Genomic DNA, 17,083 nt, shown 5'->3' with positions numbered 1-17,083 from the left:
GGTGATTTGCATTGTCTGACCATTTACATGAAACAGCACGGGAACTGGCCGATAAGGGCATGGCGATCAATGATATACGCCAGGCTGTATTATCTCGAACCTTTGAAGACGCTACAGGCAAAAGGGTACTGGTTATGACGCCTTTCTTTCCGTTTTTGATCATCGGAGAAATTATGAACGTGAAAAGTGATTTTGTCATCATAAAGATCGAAACGACACACATTCAAGAGATTGAAGGGCAAAGAATCAGGATTCATATCGATGATATCGATGTGTTTCATATTGAAGAGGAAGGCAATCCAATTCCAAGCTTTAATGAAGATTAAACGAAGAAAGGAGGATAATATTTGAAAAGGGAGTTTCATATCATTGCCATTCCAATCCGGATCGTTATCAATAATTTTGGTGACCACGATCCGAATGGCATGATGTATGTATTAAAGGAAAATGAATCAAAGATAAAAGACCTCGTTGCGAAAAACCCGTTTACACCAGTCGATCTCGTGCAGCCATTAACGATCAGGGCGAATGTCGGCGACGAAATTCAAATAGTGTATGAAAACAAGCTCCCGTTCGATACGTCCATTCACATCCAGCAGGCAGAATATGATGTCCAAACGTCTGACGGTGCTCTTGCCGGGTTTAATAAAGATTCCACTGTTCCTCCTAACGGGCAAATCATCTATGAATGGCATGTTGATAGGGAAGGGATTTATTATTTCTCTGATTTAGGCAATACGTTATCAAGTGAAAGCGGCTCGAACGTGCATGGGCTGTGGGGAGCGTTAATTGTCGAACCAAAAGGATCATGGTGGACAGATCCGGAGTCAGGAAAACCGCTTAACAGTGGAATTTATGCTGATATTCACCATCCGCTGCTTCCCTCATACCGGGAGTATGCCTGGTATTTTCATGATGAAATGGAAGTGAAGGACTTGACCGGCGAGACGCCGATCAGCCCGCATACGCTGATGCCGGAAGCAACCCACTCCATGAATTACCGGTCTGAACCGATGCGCAATCGGTTGAGGCTGATTGAAGAAGGGGTTGTTTGTCCTGAATGTGAAGGAGAAGAAGTGAATCACGATTCCTGGGTATTTGGGGATCCGGCTACGCCTATCTTGAAAGCATACGTAGGAGATCCTATTAAAATAAGGCTCATTCATGGGGGAATACAGGAAACCCATGTGTTTCATTACCACCTTCATCAATGGTTATTTGAACCGGAGGATGCGGACTCGGAGATCATTGACTCCCAGGCGATAAGCCCGCAAAACACATATACGGTATCGCCTTTATACGGTGCCGGAAGCCTGCAGGAAGCTTTTGGTGATGTTATTATTCACTGCCATCTTTATCCCCATTTCGGGGAAGGGATGTGGGGAATGCAAAGAATATTTAATACGTTGCAGGATGGCAGCCAGTCCTATCCCAACGGTGTACCGATTCAAGCACTCCAGCCTCTTCCGGACCGGTCTCCGCCGCCTGCTCCCACTCCTGCAATGCCAGGCTTTCCAAACTTTATTCCTGGTAAACCAGGATTTAAAGCTCCGCGTCCTCCGCTTGGGATTGAAAATGACCGGCAACCGACCGAGCTGGAAGAAAACCAGTTCGCCCCAAATGCCCGTCCGGGTGCTGTATTCGTCAATCCTTGTATTGATGGTATTCACCGGGATGTTGAATTCAATGTTGTGGCCATCCAGCTTCCCATTGTTTATAACAATGAAGGGTGGCATGATCCTGAAGGGCGGATATTTGTCCTGGCCGAGGATGAAGAAGCAGTACTTGCCGGCCGTAAAAAACCGGAACCGCTCGTCTTTCGTGCTAATGCGGGGGATTGTATCAGGCTGAAATTCACGAACAAGCTTCCTGAAACGATAGGGGGCAATGCTTTCCAGCTGATTGAACGGACATATGAGTGCGGCATGCATGTACACTTCGTCAAATTTGACCCGATTGTTTCCGATGGAGCAAATATCGGCTGGAACTATGATTCATCTGTGCTTCCGGGCCAGACGATCCACTATCAATGGTTCGCAGACGTGGAATTAAGAGGGGTATTCTGGCACGACCATTTATTTGCCAACTCGCACCAGCAGCATGGATTGTTTGCGGGAACAAATATACAAGCGAGGGGATCCAAATTCCTTGATTCTTTTACTGGAGAAGCGATTCAATCCGGCACTCAGGCGACAATCGTTCACCCGTTAATCCCGGATTTTAGGGAATTCAGTTTGTTTGTACATGATTTTGCCTTTTTGTTTGATAGAAATGGACGCCCTCTTAATGAACCGCCATTTCCGAGTGCGCCGGATGATCCGGGAGTAATGGGCGTCAATTACCGCAATGAACCATTACAGTTTCGTTTGCAGGCGCCGGACGAAGACCCGGCATATGTATTCAGTTCCTTTGTCAACGGTGACCCGGTCACACCGCTGCTGGAAACCTATAACGGCGACCCGGTCCGCATCCGCCTGTTTCAGGGAGCTCACGAAGAATCACATAGTTTCAATTTGCATCGCCAGCGTTGGCACCGGGAGCGGCGCGACCTGAATTCTGAACTTGTGCAGCAGCAGCATATCGGACTCTCTGAGCATTTTACAGCGGAATTTAGCGTGGAAGGCGATGGGGATTTTGATATGCTCTGGCATTATGGAGCGATAGATGATGTATGGCTGGGAAACTGGGGCTTGATGCGTTCGTTTAAGGAACAGGCAGACCATCTGATTCCATTGCCAGATCGGGGTCCTCCTGAGAAAAGAAAGAAATCGCTTCCAATCCAGACTGAAAAAGTGCCAAAATCTGCGAAGAATCCCGGTGATCCTTGTCCGTCGGATGTACCGGTCCGCAAGTTTGACGTCGCCGCCGTAAGGACAACCATAGTCTACAATGAGTATGGAGATAACGATCCTTTTGGAATCGTGTTTATTCTTAAGGAAGATTTAAAACTGCTTAAAAAGGGCTGGAACCCGGAGCCGCTTATTTTGAGAGCGAATGTTGGGGAATGCGTCGAGGTTACCCTTCATAATATGCTTGATGAAGAGGATCACCATAACGGGAGGCATGGTTATCCTGAAGTACCTGTCAACGCTGACTTTCCACCATCAGATCGAATTTCATTGCATGCGCAGCTATTAAATTATGTGGTTCAAGGTTCAGATGGAGCGACAGTCGGTTTTAATCCTGACCAAACCGTAGGGCCGGGTGAAAAGATCACGTATCGCTGGCATGTGGACCATGCAGTGGGCTCCTGTAATTTGTGGGATATGGCAGATGTCCGAAACCATCGCCACCACGGGGCATTTGGCATCCTTATCGCCGAGCCGAAGGGATCAAGGCATTTGGACCCGGTGACGCGAAAAGAAGTCCATTCTGTTTCAGATACTACTTTTAAGTCGCTCAGCCAGTTAATCATTTCCCATCCGCTTCTCGGAGAGTTCCGTGACTTTGTTCTTATCATGCACGATGGAGTCCGATTGGAAGATAAAGACGGAAGGTTGATCATTGATCCGGAGCCGTTGCTTGTCGAGCCTGAGGAAGAAGAAGCAGATCCTGAAGATCAGGGTTCGAGAGGGTTTAATTACCGCAACGAACGATTCAGCAATCGAGTGAAGAAGTTTGACGCCATTTCAAGCGTGTTTAGTTCAAAAGTTCATAAAGACCCTGCGACACCGGTATTTCTTGCTTATCCGGGTGACCCGGTCACGTTCCGCTTTGTCTTTCCGGCCGAACGCGCCCGCGCCCATACGTTTGCAATCCATGGCCATAGCTGGTTAAGAAGCCCGGAAGATGTTAATTCAAGCATCATATCGGTTAAGGGACAGAATACGGTGGGAACGTCTGATGATTTACCGATTGTAGGCGGCGCGAACATACCCGGAGATTATCTGTACCGGTCCGGCAATATCCGCTGGGACATTGAATTGGGACTCTGGGGTATTATGAGGGTGCTTGATAAGAAACAGGATGAATTGGCAATGCTGAAAAATCAGCAGGAGAAGGATCAGTAGGTGTTGCAAACGAAAATTTAGTGCCATTAGTTTTTCTAAGCAAAAAACAGGCTGTTGCGGTTTAACGACAGTCTGTTTTGTTTCATATGATAGATAGTGTATTGAAGAAAAGTTATTTTGGGAGGCAAAGAAATGTGTCTGAAGATTATGAGCTCTGGCTAAAGTATAATACCTTAACGAACCAGCAAAAAGAAGATATTCGTACCCGTATTTCACAATTAAAGGCAAGGCCTTTATTTTCAATCATTACAGTCGTGCAAAAAGAAAGTATTGAGGAAGTGAAAAGATCCCTTCAATCCGTACTTAAACAGCTGTATACAGATTTTGAGGTAATTCTCGTCATTTCAAGCAAGAACAGTATGATTAACGCAATCAAAGAATTCATAAAAGACTCCAGGCTCAAAATTCACACGGTACGGAAAGAAAACAGCGCTGAATTAAAAAATGCCGCACTGGAAGAAGCAGCTGGCGATTATATGGCGTTGTTGGAGCCGGGAGATATATTAAGTGAACATGCCCTATTCGAGAATGCAGCAATAATAAATAAGCACCGGGATGCAGCTCTCATTTACAGTGATGAAGACCAAATCAATAATGAAGGAAAAAGGCATTCCCCATTTTTTAAGCCTGGATGGTCCCCGGATACGTTTTTGGCGCAAAGATACAGCCTGAATCTATGCGTATATAAAACAGCAGCTGTACGCAAGATTAACGGCTTCCACAAACAATACAAAGGAATCGAGAACAGTGAACTGGCACTCCGGCTCAGCGAAGTATCAGATAAAATCTATCACATTCCGAAGATTTTATATCACAAACGGGAAGCATCTTTTTCGAAAAAGCTTAAGCAAAAGCTTCTAATCCCGCAATCGATAAAAGCTGTTGAAGAAGCCCTTACGAGAAGGCAGGAAACAGCGACCGTGAAGAAGATCCAGAAATCTTCCCAAACTTTCCTCGTTCATTATCAAACGAAAACTAATCCAATGATATCTATTATTATCCCCACACGAGATAAGGCAGATTTACTAGATACGTGTTTACAATCTATTTTTGACCAGACAACTTACTCCAATTTTGAAATTATTGTTGTCGATAACGGGAGTGTAGAGGAGGAAACGTTTGCAGTTTTTGAAAAATGGAAAGCATCCCAAGGCAAAAAAATGAGTATCGTAAAAATGGATATTCCCTATAATTGGTCGACAATCAATAACCAGGCAGTGAAACAAGCAAAAGGAGAATTAATTCTTCTATTAAACAACGATATTGAAATACTATCTCCAGATTGGCTGCAGGAAATGGCAGGCCAGGCAATGCGGCGGGATATTGGCGCCGTGGGGGTGAAATTGCTTTACCCGGACAAAACGATCCAGCATGCGGGTGTGATCATGGGCATACACGGCGTAAGCGATCATTGCTATAAAGGAAAGCCACATGACTTTTCCGGCTATTTCAACAGGCTTTTAGCTGTTTCAAATTTTTCGGCCGTGACTGGCGCTTGTTTAATGGTCAAAAAATCACTTTATGAAGCAATCGGGGGAATGGACGAGAACTTAGCGATTGAATTCAATGATGTGGATTTTTGCCTGAGATTATTGGATAAAGGGTATTTCAATGTGCTCCTGCCACAGGTTGTACTGCTTCATCATGAATCAAAAAGCCGCGGCCAAAGCAATGATGCCAAAAGGCGATCGATCAGCCAGAAGGAAGCGGCCATTCTCAAAGGCAGATGGCGGAATATCATCGAAGAAGACCCGTTTTACAACAGAAATCTTGATTTAAGCAGCGGTAATTTTGAAGTGGAGTACAGGCTGAATCGTTTGATGGAACTAAACGAATTAGCCGGAAAAGTAATAGACTCTGATGAAACCATACTTGGCCGGATAAATGGTACCCATAACGGAGGCAAATTGGAGCTGTTCGGCTGGGCTATTAACCAATCAAAAAAATCTTCAAGAATGCAAGTATTTGTCGCCAACCAGGACGATCTGGTAGTGGCGCATACAAAAGTAAATCGCGAACGAAAAGATATCTCAGCCAAGTTTAATGATGAGAGCTTTCTGGAATCTGGATGGTGGACCGTGTGTGATACCTCTCTCTTGCCAGAAGGCAAACATATTTTGTATGCCTATGCCTTTATACCCGATGAGAAAAAGGCCATTAGGCTGAAGGGTGAGTTTCCCATTACAATTTAATGGATGTAAATAGCAAAAATGTCTATGACAATACCGTTATTTTGTCCATAAGCTATAGTACTACAAAAGAGGCAGGTGCCAGGATGAAAGGAAATTACGGCAATCCAGGGGAGCTGTTAATATTCAGCCATATTCCGAAGACGGCAGGAACGACGATCCGGCAGATAATCGACAATCAATATGACAAGCGGAATATCATCAGGTTTCCCCAGTTAGATAAGCTGTCGGAAGAAGAAGTGGAAAGGGCAGAAGTGTTATACGGGCATTGCAGATTCGGCGTTCACCGCCGCTTCAATAAACCTTTTTCCTATTTAACAATGCTGCGTGATCCTGTGGAAAGGATCATTTCCACTTATTACTTTGCATTAAGAAGCCCGAATAACCGCATGCATGAAAAAGTGAAAACGATGAGTTTCTCCGATTTTATCATCGACGAAGCGAAAAATGAACGTTCACCAATGGTCAATCACCAAACACGGTTTTTATCCGGTGAAAAAAAGCCTGACTTGGAAAAAGCAAAGGAACATTTGCACGAATACTATTCAGTTGTAGGATTGACAGAAATGTTCGATGAATCAATCTTTCTCATGAAGAAGTATTTAGGCTGGAGGAATATAGATTATGCGAGCTCCAACGTAACAGCGGGCCGCCCGAAACAAAGTGAATTTCCCAGGGGAATAATAGAAATCATCATGGAAAAAAACCGTTTGGATTATGATTTATATGACTATTCAAAACGGTTATTAAATGAAAACATGCAGGCGCTTGATTTCGTATCAAAACTGGAATTCAAGGCTTTTAAAAATAAACAGTTGAAATAAGGGTTGTGAATCGATAATGAAAAACGATGAAAAACTATTAATCTATATGCATATCCCGAAAACCGGCGGTACGACAATGAAAAATATCATTCAGAAGCAGTATGATCCTCGTGAGGTGTGGTTTCATATGGAAAAGGATATGCTGCCAAAATTGGAACAGAAACTGAAGAAAAAGGATCTAAAGTGTGTTGGAGGCCATTGCTGGTATGGGCTCCATCAACATTTTCACAAGCCCTATACGTATTTCACGATGCTTCGGGATCCAATAGATCGTGTCGTATCGGAATACTATTATATTTTGGAAAGGCCCCACCATAAAGCGTATCCGGCAGTCGTCACAATGGATTTAATGGATTTTATTCAGGAATTTCCCCTGAAATCATCGAATCAGCATACCCGCAGGATTTCAGGCAATATAAAATCCCCAAACTTGGAGGCAGCAAAAGAGAATATTAAAAATGACTTTGCGATTGTCGGTCTTTCGGAAATGTTCGATGAATCCCTTTTTTTAATGAAAAAGGCGTTCGGCTGGGATGACATCACCTACCAAAAAGTCAATGTTACGAAAAAACGCCCATCCATCGAGAAGCTTCCAAAAAATGTGGTAGCCGAACTTGAAATAAGAAATGAATTGGACTTGAAACTTTATGATTTTTCAAAAAAATTGCTGCTGGAAAAAATCGACCAATTAGACTTTAGATCGAAGCGAGAATTAAAGAATTATATGAATATCCAAAATTGAAGGAAGGTTGCATAGGCTTTAACACTTCCCGCTTTCTGGATTCTTCATAAGATATCCCATGGTTTATGAAGTTTATAAGGAGGAAAAAGCATGAAAGAAAAATATGGGCAAGACTTCCGGAAAATTAACGTTACTAAAGGGGAGCACGGCGTAGAAGTGGAAAATCCCACTAATTATCCATTAATCGGTAAAGGTGTTCAGGGGGCTGTATTCAAATTATCGCGAAGAAGATGTGTAAAAATATTTTCTGGCATGAATGCGGCTAAAAAAGAAGCGGATGCCATGAGACAAGGGCAGGATTCGTACCTTATGCCAAGAATTTTTGAGGTGGGAGACAATTACATTGTAATGGAGTATGTCGATGGTCCGTCACTGGAAGATTTAATGTAAAAAGGTCATATCACGGAAATGCTGGTGAAAAGATTGCTCGAAATGCTCGACGAACTAAAGAGATTGAAATTCACCAGACTGGACGTCATTCCACGGCATGTCGTCTTTTCCAGAAAAGGCCGCAGGATGAGAATCATTGACCATTCGAATTCCTATATTAAAGAATCCCCATATCCAACAAGATTGCTGCAGAGATTTAAAAGGTTGAACCTGCTTGATGAATTTTTGGATCATGTCGAACGGATCGACCCAAGAATATATGATGAATGGAAAACAGGGGTACCCGAGTATTTTAAAAAAAGATCTTAAAGGAAGCTGCTGATAATGAATGAACAGGATCGACTGCTGATTTTTTTAAACCCTCAAAAAATGGCTGGATCTTCCCTTACCAGCTTGATAAAAAAGCAATATCCGATAGATCAGACATGGTTTGGAAATGAACCAAGATTAAGAGAGCTAAATCAGGATATGATACAAGGGTTAAGCTGTATTGGGGGCCATTTCAATTATGGTATCCATGAACTTTTTTCCAAACCTTACACCTATATTACCATGCTGAGCGACCCTGTTGACCGGGTTGTTTCTTTCTATCATTATCTTAAGAACAGACCGAGTCATGGCAAGCATGATCGTGCTAAAAACATGGATTTCAAAGCCTATCTTGATGAGTTTCGCTCTAAAACTGCTGATTTTCAAACGCGTTTGATCACAGGGGGAAAGCCGGACTTGGAAACGGCAAAAAAACACCTGTTGCAAGATTTCTCGTTTGTGGGCCTCACTGAACGTTTTGATGAGTCTTTGTTTTTAATAAAAAACGAATTTGGATGGACGAAGCAGATATATAAGAAGCAGAAATTTACAAAACAGCAAACAGACAACATCCAGCTACCGGAAGAAATCACTACACTGATCAAGGAGCATAATCAAATGGATTTGGAGCTATATCACTTCGCGACAGGCCTTTTTGAACAAAGAATCCAATCTCTTGATGCTTCATCCAGACAAGATCTTGAAGAATATATCGCAAAAATCAAGTAATTGATAAAGAATGCACACTGTTGCCTGAAAGAAGGTGGCCGTCATTACACCTATGGTATCGATCATCATGACAAGTTATAATAAACCGGATACGGTCGGCTGGGCGATCCAAAGTGTTCTTGACCAGTCTTATGACAATTGGGAACTATATATTATGGATGATGGTTCCAACCAAGAAACTAAAGCAGCGATCCAGCCATTTTTATCCGATTCAAGAATTGTTTATCACAATAGCCATGTTGCAGAGGAAGACCGCTGCAAGACGACAAGATATGCGACCTTAATAAACGAAGCCATTCCGATGGCAAAGGGAGCATATCTTTGTTATTTAACCGATGATACGATTTATTTGCCAGACCGCTTGGAAACAATGGTGAACTATTTAGAACGGAATCCTGACATTGATATTGTTTACTCCAAACAAAAGGTAAAGCACGTTAACCGGTTCCTTCATGTAATTTCGGAATATACACGCGACACCAGAGGCATTTTATGCGAGGCAGCCAAACTCGTTGATCATTGTTCCGTTATGCACCGCAAAACAAATGCTGAAATTGTCTACAACAAGTACGGAAGCTACTGGGATGACCATCCAGACTGCTGGCATGATGGCGATGCGGCCTTTTGGAAGCGATTAAACGAATTTCAATGTTTTCACCCGATCGATAAAGTCTTGGACATAAGTATTAAAGGGCCTCATTCATTCCAATCGCTGAATGCCTTTCTGCCAGAAACCCTTCCTGACGGTACGTTAATTAAGAGTACAATAGGCGTGACTTTTTTAATCGATAATCAACAGCGAAGGAAAATTGACGATGCAACGTGCAGGGCATTAAAATTGAATTTACAGAAACGAATTGATGTACATGATCCGCTCCTGTTTAAGTACAATGAGGGAACTGCCATCGACCAGGAAGTTTTCAGCAACGCCAGCCTGTTTCCAAATTTACGGCTGGTCAGATCAAAAAAAAAAGCTGACACTTACTATATACAAAACAACGAGAAAAGGCTCATATTGAATAAAGCTGCTTTTCATAGATTTAAATTTTCTGCGATTCAACAAATCTTTGTCCCGGATTCTTTATTAAGCCAGTTCCGGGATGGCAGCCCGATAGCTTCTTATCTTTCAACTGACATGATGCTGCCTGACAGAATCCTTTTTATCCATGGCTCAGCGTTTTATCTTAGTTTTAACAATTGCCTCCATCGCATTGATCGAAACGTTCGTTGCCGGCTTGGCTTCTCGATTAAACGGGCCGTGAAAATCGACGATCCGCTATTTTCTGCTTTCAGGCAGGGAGAGCCGTTCATTTGGAAAAGGGATAAAAATAAATAGCAAGGCTGCCGGGCTGGCTCCGGCAGCCTTTTTAAACTAAATAAAGCACGATCAGGAAAGGAGCTTTAACGGATGGATTTTAAAAAAATAGTGCAAGATGGAAAATTTGATTTGCATATGCATACGACCGCCTCTGACGGCGATTATACTCCTGAGGACGTTGTGGAAAAGGCATATGATGCCGGCCTGCAAACGATTGCGATAACAGACCACGACACGATGGCGGGACTTGAAGCGGCACTCGACACGGGAAAAAAGCTTGGAATTAATGTCATTAGAGGCATTGAATTAAGCACGAAATTCAGAGGAAAAACCGTTGATATTCTCGGATACAATCTTGCTTCAACTGCCAAATTGGAACAGATTCTTAAAGAAATGCGAAGCGAAAGGGAAGATCGCGCAACACGGATTATCAAAAAATTTACGGATTTAGGTATGCCGATATCATTAGATGATGTGAATAAATACAGCCAGGGTGATGTCATTTCCAGGCCTCATATCGCCAAAGCGGTCGTTGAAAAGGGGTATGTAAAGGATTCCCAAATGGTATTTGACCTTTATCTGGCAGATGGAAGACCTTGTGCAGTCGATAAAATGGTCATTACACCGGAAGAAGGGATTCAGTTAATCAAAGAAGCCGGTGGAATCGCTGTATTGGCGCATCCGGTGCTCTTAGGAGACGATAAGCTGGTGTTGAAGCTATTGCAGTTCCCATTCGATGGAATTGAGGTATGGCACCGAAAGCAGAATAAAGCAGATAACAAACGTTACGAGGCTCTCGCCGGACAATTTGGATTAATCATGACGGGGGGCTCGGATTTTCATAATGATCAGCATCAGCTGGGGGTGTTTGGCTTCAGCATGCAAGCTTAAAAGGCAGACATCAGTCTGAGTGAACTCAGTTTGTGCAAAACCGAAAATGGCCTGTTAAAGCGATAGAGAAGCCGTGCGGCTAAGTTAAACGCTTTCCCGGCTTCCTCGGTAGCTTCACTGTATCATACCAGTGGATTTATCCTAATTCCAGGCGGGTCATTAAATAAAAATTTTTATCAATTTCCATCAAAGTACAATCCTTCATTTCATTTTTGAATATATTATGTTATCAAACAATGAAAGGGGGATTGATGCATGGCAAACGAAGATAAGCAAGAAAAGCGCGAGAAGCGTGAAGAAGAGAAAAAGGAAAGACACGAAAAAAGGGAAGAAGCAAGAAGGGAAAGAGAAGAAAAGAAAAAAGAAAGAAAAGAAAAGAAGGAAGAAAAAGAGGAAGAAAAAGAGCAGGAAGAGCAAGAGGAAGAAGAGCAAGATGAAGAAGAGGAAGAAGAAGAGGAAGAAGAAGAGGAAGAAGAGGAAGAAGCAGAGCAAGAACAAGAAAAAAAGAAGAACAAAAAGAAAAAAGGAAAGAAAAAAAAGAAAAAGAAAAAGTAAATCATCGCGAGTAAAATAACAATGAATAACGCTATTTTACTGGAAGGCGGAAGTTAAATACATAACGACCGCCTTTTTGTATTCCCGGCATTAATCGATATAAAAAAACGCAAGCAATTGAAGGATTCATCCCTCCGAAGCTTGCGCTGTACATATTCATTCTGTAGTATTTCCTGTCTCTCTTATCAGGATTTCGACGACTTCAGGACGGCTGAATTCCGGAGGCGGAACCTGGCCATTTCGCAGCATTTCCCGCACCTTGGTTCCTGACAGGAGAAGATGGTCGCTCGAATCATGCGGACAGGTTTTTGTGGAAGCCATGTTGCCGCAGCTTTTGCAATAGAAACTGTGTTCAAAAAATAATGGAGTAATTCCAAGCTCACTTGCAGAAAAATGATCGAATATTTTTTGCGCATCATATGTTCCATAATAGTTTCCTACACCGGCATGGTCCCGGCCAACGATAAAATGGGAACAGCCAAAATTTTTCCGCACCAGGGCATGGAAAATCGCTTCCTTCGGGCCGGCGTACCTCATGGCGGCAGGGAATACGGCCAATGCTACACGATCCCTTGGATAATACTTATCCAGTAATACCTGGTAGCTTTCCATCCTTACGTCAGCCGGGATATCATCAGATTTGGTTTCTCCGACTAACGGGTTTAGAAACAAACCATCAACAATTTCCAGGGCGCACTTTTGAATATACTCATGGGCACGGTGAACCGGGTTTCTCGTTTGGAAACCGACCACTGTTTGCCAGCCCCGGTTTTGAAATTCTTTTCTTGTTTCGGCAGGGTCCAAATAAAATGATTCAGCATGGGGTTTGTCAGGCCGTTTAATGAGTTCGACCGGCCCTGCCAAATAGACGGGAGGCCTGTCAAACAACTTTCTTACTCCCGGATGTGCTGGATCGGTTGTCTGATAGACCTGCTGTGCTTCAACATGTTTATCAGGCTGATGCATTTCTTGAAGATCAAGAATTCCATAAACAACGCCGCCGTGAACCAGTTTGATTTTTTTCCCTGTCTCAAGCAATGCCGCCTGTTCCTCGCTAACTGGAAGTGTGATGGGGATGCTCCAAATCAGTCCGTTAGCGAGCCTCATTTTGGAGATAACAGACTCATAATCTTTCTTTCCAAGAAATCCGGATAAGGGGCTGTAAGCGCCGCTTGCAATCAGTTCCAGGTCGGATAGAGCCATCTTGTCCAGTTCTGCCTGAAGGGTAAGAGAAGAATGGTCAGCACCGATATTCATTAGGTTAACCAGAATTCCTCCATGTGGTTGAATTGTATCCAAATATCCTTCGCTCCTTAGTTTATCATCATTATCATGGCTGGATTAAAGCCTCTTTGTAACGTATGCCGTCAATTGGCCCAACGTCTCGTCTAACGTCTGCTTGGACGTGTCAAGAACAATTTCCGGGTTGCGCGGTTCTTCATAGTTCTGGGATATCCCTGTAAAATTTTTGATTTCACCTGCTCTTGCTTTTTTATATAACCCCTTTGGATCCCGGCTTTCACATTCAGCTATCGAGCATTTAACGTATACCTCAATAAATTCCCCGGTTTCAAACAGGTCCCTGGCCGCTTTTCTGTCCGTTTCAAAAGGAGAAATAGCTGCTGCAAGAACAACGACTCCTGCATCGACAAACAATTTCCCAACCTCGGCGATCCTCCTGATATTTTCCTTCCGGTCTTCCGAACTGAAACCAAGGTTTTTGTTGATGCCGTACCGCAGATTGTCACCATCCAATAAATACGTGCGAACCCCCTGGTTGTGCAAAGTTTTTTCCAATTCGTTGGCAAGGGTTGATTTTCCGGATCCTGATAGTCCCGTAAACCAGATGATCATGCTTTTATGCTGATTGAGCAATTGCCTGTCAGCCTTTGAAACAGCATTTTTATGCCAAACAATATTTTCATTGGGCTCATGCCGACCCATTATTATGCCTCCTTCTTTTGGTAACGTTAGATGCGTTCACCCATTTCATGAATGCTTGCTGTAAATATCACTACTATATCTATTAATTTATGCTTGTTTACTTCAGGTTGTTACGAATATCCACGGTTGTCCCACCTAACGGCAGCATGTTTCCGTTGCACGATAAGCTGGCCGATCGATTCTATTATGCCTATTAATAATAAAAAGACTGAAGAAGCCGATACGCTTTTCAGTCGTCCGTGTTGCCAAAAAGTATCTTTTCTAGCCGGTGATGAAATGTATGCCGGTCCAAGACCTTTTTCCTTGCGTTATCGGCTATTTGTTGCCGTTCCTGATGATTGGAAAGATAATAATGCAACTGGTCCATTAATTCTTCATCTGTACGAAATGACACGATTTCCTCTTGTTCTTCAAAATGATCAGGCAAATCCTTGATATATCCTGTCAGTTGAAAGGAACCGCAGGCAGCGATGTCGAAGCTGCGATTATTCAGGCTGTTATTCTTTATGCCTGCACTGTTTTCATTTGTGCTTTCGTCAAAAGGACGATGTGTATTAAGTACGATTTTTGCGCGTGAGTAGAAATAAGCTGCTTGACGTGGAGGCACCCAGCGGTTTAGTAAAGCAAAGTCTGTGTTCCTTACTTTGTGGAGCAGGTTTCTTTGCCACTTATTCCCGATGACCTGGATCCGAAAGGGTGTTTCTTTTAAAAGCAGCATGATCAATCGGATCCGATCTGGATATGGATAACCGACAAGACAGACGTCAGTTTCATGTTCCCTCCTGCGTGCAGGGGCGAATATTTCTGGATCGGTACCAAGGGAAAGTTGATGGACATGCTTGTAATCCAAGCTTTTATAATAGTCGACCGCACCCCTGTCAATCGAATAAACTGTATGAAAAAAAGGGATCTTCGCAATAGACCGGTCAGTATAATACGGATCTTCAGTCAGCCAGAGGACTGACCGGAAACTTTGATGCTTTATCCATTTCAGTGTTTCCTTCGCCAGGTGATCTCCCAGCAGCGTTATAACCATATCGGGCTTAAACTGGTTGCACTTCCATTGAAGAGCAGGAAAGTCATGCAATGGTGAAAAAAAATCAACATCTATGCCCGGAAATTTTTTAAGCCCATTAAAAATACATTGATCAAAATAATCATAAATTCTTTGATAACCAGATGGGATAAATAATATTCTCATACGATCAATCGACCTCTGCTCAGCTGATTTGAATGGGATACGATCATTGTATGTACGTTTGTGGAAGAACGATACGTGGAGGCATAAGAAAAAGGCTGCTCCTCTTTGGTACAGCCTGTAACATGTATGACGTATTCTTCTCTTATATTAAAGGACGATAGCAGTTTTACATGAAGAAAAGATTCTTTACCAGGCACCTGCATATGTGCGCTACCCGACTTTTATTATTCCAGCAATGGAATCGCAATCTGTAATATATGTGCCTGTTACGGATTCAAAGGGTGTGGTCCCGTTCATCTCGTCTTCATATGAAAAAATAAAACAGAATGTTTCCGGATCATATTTCTCCAAGCTAAACACCGTCGGATTCCCTGTACCATCAAGGGATAAAGGGGAAAGGGTATTTTTGTTCACAATGAGTAATTCAGGTTTCCTGTTTTGCTTAACGAGTTGATGTAAAATCTGACATACGCCGGCTATAGCGTTTGAAGATTTTTTATTATTGCTGTCTTCAAATTCGCTGCTCATTTATGCTATCCTCCTTTTAGAATAAGACACAAGCACTCGATGCTAAAATCATGAGCTTCTTTTACACTATATTATGTTAAAGTCTTTCTGAATTGGACGTGTAACTATTTCTGCAAAAACGGGCATTCATCCTAGATAATAAAAATTATCGTAATGAGTTTGCGGTAAAATGAGATCAATAAAGATTTGGAGCTTGTAAAGGGTTCTGGATGCATGATGCAAAAAAGGGACTGAACCAAAAGGGCACATAAAGTGACTTTTGGCGTCAGCCCCTTTCTACTTGAATAAGATCTTCGGACTTTTTAACTTGGATAGGAGAAGTCGTGGCAAAAGAAATTGATTTTCATAGGACGATTGCTATTTAATGTGCAGTTCTACTGATGAAGGGTTTTTGCTGCTTTTTTTGCTGACTACTGAAACACCTGAACCGCCCATCTCCTGGATGATTTGAAAGGTTACTTTTTTCTCCACGCTTGAAACATCGATTCTATAGAGTTTTTCTTCTCCGGGCTCCAAGGTATCCGCATGTGTGAGTTGATCATTTACATATACAGGCAATAAGTCTTTCGTTTCCGAATCCTGATCGTAAACATTAATGGTGATTTGCCTGCTTAGCCTTTGGTTATTATTTTTAATTTTTACATACAGATTGTCTTCAGAATGTTTTGTGGGGATTTTACAGCTTGAGACAGATCGGTTTGTTCGTGCCATACAACCTCCTCCATTGTTAGTCTTTTTTCAGGGATTTAATAGCATCAAGGATTGCCTTGCGGTTATCGTTTTCTCCTTCTACCAATGAGCCAAGCATGTCAGTCAGAGTGGACATCAACGCATCATTGCCTCTGGAATTCTGTCCCCTGAACATTTCCATCATTGTTAGAGTGGATAGCATCATGCCATATACCGCACTTGAGTTATCGCTATAGTTAATGATCGTGTTGTGGCCGTTTGTAAAGGTGTTTCCACCAGCATTGGCATCCGCACGGGCATCATTGTTCGCATCGGCATTAGCGTCAGAGTTCGCTTCATTGTCCGCTTCTGCGTTTGAGTCGGAGTTTGCGTCTGCATCATTGTCGGCATCTGCAGTAGCATCAGAGTTGGCATCAGCGTCATTGTCCGCGTCGGCATTAGCGTCAGAGTTGGCATCGGCATCGTTGTCCGCGTCAGCATTAGCGTCAGAGTTGGCATCGGCATCGTTGTCCGCGTCGGCATTAGCGTCAGAGTTGGCATCGGCATCGTTGTCCGCGTCAGCATTAGCGTCAGAGTTGGCATCCGCATCATTGTTTGCATTGGCATCGGAATTAGAATCCGCGTCATTGTCCGCATCGGCATCGGCATCAGCATCGGCGTCATTGTCCGCGTCGGCATCAGCGTCTGCGTCAGCATCGTTGTCCGCATCGGCGTCATTGTCCGCGTCGGCATCAGCGTCTGCGTCAGCATCGTTGTCCGCATC

17 protein-coding genes are annotated in these 17,083 nt (G+C 43.1%); 11 read left to right on the top strand and 6 right to left on the bottom strand.

All coding sequences use genetic code 11. The features are described from left to right. Positions 1-11 precede the first annotated feature (11 nt). The 11 genes from D0463_RS09825 to D0463_RS19595 all read left to right on the top strand — a co-directional run bounded on the left by D0463_RS09825 (position 12) and on the right by D0463_RS19595 (position 11,957). Positions 12-326: a hypothetical protein gene (locus D0463_RS09825; RefSeq protein ID WP_254052760.1), complete on the top strand. Its 315-nt coding sequence runs from the start codon at positions 12-14 to the stop codon at positions 324-326. Positions 327-347: 21 nt separating this feature from the next. Next, on the top strand, positions 348-4,010 hold the full coding sequence (locus D0463_RS09820) for a multicopper oxidase domain-containing protein (RefSeq protein WP_117307231.1): 3,663 nt from the start codon (positions 348-350) through the stop codon (positions 4,008-4,010). A gap of 134 nt (positions 4,011-4,144) precedes the next feature. Continuing rightward, entirely contained in the window at positions 4,145-6,202 is a 2,058-nt protein-coding gene (locus D0463_RS09815; protein WP_160118399.1) for a glycosyltransferase family 2 protein, read from the top strand. 83 nt (positions 6,203-6,285) lie between these two features. Further along, positions 6,286-7,023, top strand: a complete 738-nt coding sequence (locus tag D0463_RS09810; protein WP_160118398.1) for a sulfotransferase family 2 domain-containing protein — start codon at positions 6,286-6,288, stop codon at positions 7,021-7,023. Between the two features lie 16 nt (positions 7,024-7,039). Next, complete coding sequence (locus D0463_RS09805) at positions 7,040-7,765, top strand: sulfotransferase family 2 domain-containing protein (RefSeq protein ID WP_117307228.1); 726 nt, start codon at positions 7,040-7,042, stop codon at positions 7,763-7,765. Positions 7,766-7,855: 90 nt separating this feature from the next. Beyond that, positions 7,856-8,155, top strand: coding sequence for a hypothetical protein (locus D0463_RS09800; protein ID WP_117307227.1), 300 nt, complete (start codon positions 7,856-7,858; stop codon positions 8,153-8,155). A 24-nt stretch (positions 8,156-8,179) separates the two neighbouring features. Then, positions 8,180-8,464: a hypothetical protein gene (locus D0463_RS09795; protein WP_133299563.1), complete on the top strand. Its 285-nt coding sequence runs from the start codon at positions 8,180-8,182 to the stop codon at positions 8,462-8,464. 15 nt (positions 8,465-8,479) lie between these two features. Then, complete coding sequence (locus D0463_RS09790; RefSeq protein WP_117307225.1) at positions 8,480-9,193, top strand: sulfotransferase family 2 domain-containing protein; 714 nt, start codon at positions 8,480-8,482, stop codon at positions 9,191-9,193. 52 nt (positions 9,194-9,245) lie between these two features. Then, a complete protein-coding gene (locus tag D0463_RS09785) occupies positions 9,246-10,529 on the top strand; it encodes a glycosyltransferase family 2 protein (protein ID WP_117307224.1) in 1,284 nt (427 codons plus the stop codon). Between the two features lie 72 nt (positions 10,530-10,601). Beyond that, positions 10,602-11,402 carry a PHP domain-containing protein gene (locus D0463_RS09780; protein WP_117307223.1) on the top strand — a complete coding sequence of 267 codons (801 nt, stop codon included), beginning with the start codon at positions 10,602-10,604 and terminating at the stop codon, positions 11,400-11,402. 255 nt (positions 11,403-11,657) lie between these two features. Next, positions 11,658-11,957 (top strand): hypothetical protein, encoded by a 300-nt coding sequence (locus D0463_RS19595; RefSeq protein WP_174234310.1) that lies wholly within the window; start codon positions 11,658-11,660, stop codon positions 11,955-11,957. A gap of 156 nt (positions 11,958-12,113) precedes the next feature. Here the strand turns inward: D0463_RS19595 and sat are convergent, their stop codons facing one another. From sat to D0463_RS09745, 6 genes are all read right to left on the bottom strand, one after another. Further along, a complete protein-coding gene (gene sat / locus D0463_RS09770) occupies positions 12,114-13,256 on the bottom strand; it encodes a sulfate adenylyltransferase (protein ID WP_117307221.1) in 1,143 nt (380 codons plus the stop codon). Positions 13,257-13,298: 42 nt separating this feature from the next. Then, a complete protein-coding gene (gene cysC / locus D0463_RS09765) occupies positions 13,299-13,901 on the bottom strand; it encodes an adenylyl-sulfate kinase (RefSeq protein ID WP_117307220.1) in 603 nt (200 codons plus the stop codon). 229 nt (positions 13,902-14,130) lie between these two features. Beyond that, complete coding sequence (locus tag D0463_RS09760; protein WP_117307219.1) at positions 14,131-15,102, bottom strand: CgeB family protein; 972 nt, start codon at positions 15,100-15,102, stop codon at positions 14,131-14,133. Positions 15,103-15,312: 210 nt separating this feature from the next. Further along, positions 15,313-15,630 (bottom strand): hypothetical protein, encoded by a 318-nt coding sequence (locus tag D0463_RS09755; protein ID WP_117307218.1) that lies wholly within the window; start codon positions 15,628-15,630, stop codon positions 15,313-15,315. Positions 15,631-15,987: 357 nt separating this feature from the next. After that, complete coding sequence (locus D0463_RS09750) at positions 15,988-16,341, bottom strand: hypothetical protein (protein WP_117307217.1); 354 nt, start codon at positions 16,339-16,341, stop codon at positions 15,988-15,990. A 16-nt stretch (positions 16,342-16,357) separates the two neighbouring features. Further along, a partial coding sequence (locus D0463_RS09745; RefSeq protein ID WP_216824893.1) for a hypothetical protein occupies positions 16,358-17,083 on the bottom strand: 726 nt, incomplete at its 5' end.

It is taken from the genome of Bacillus sp. V59.32b, assembly GCF_003429085.1.
Lineage (GTDB): Bacteria > Bacillota > Bacilli > Bacillales > DSM-1321 > Peribacillus.
This window is presented reverse-complemented; position numbering and strand designations above follow the sequence as displayed.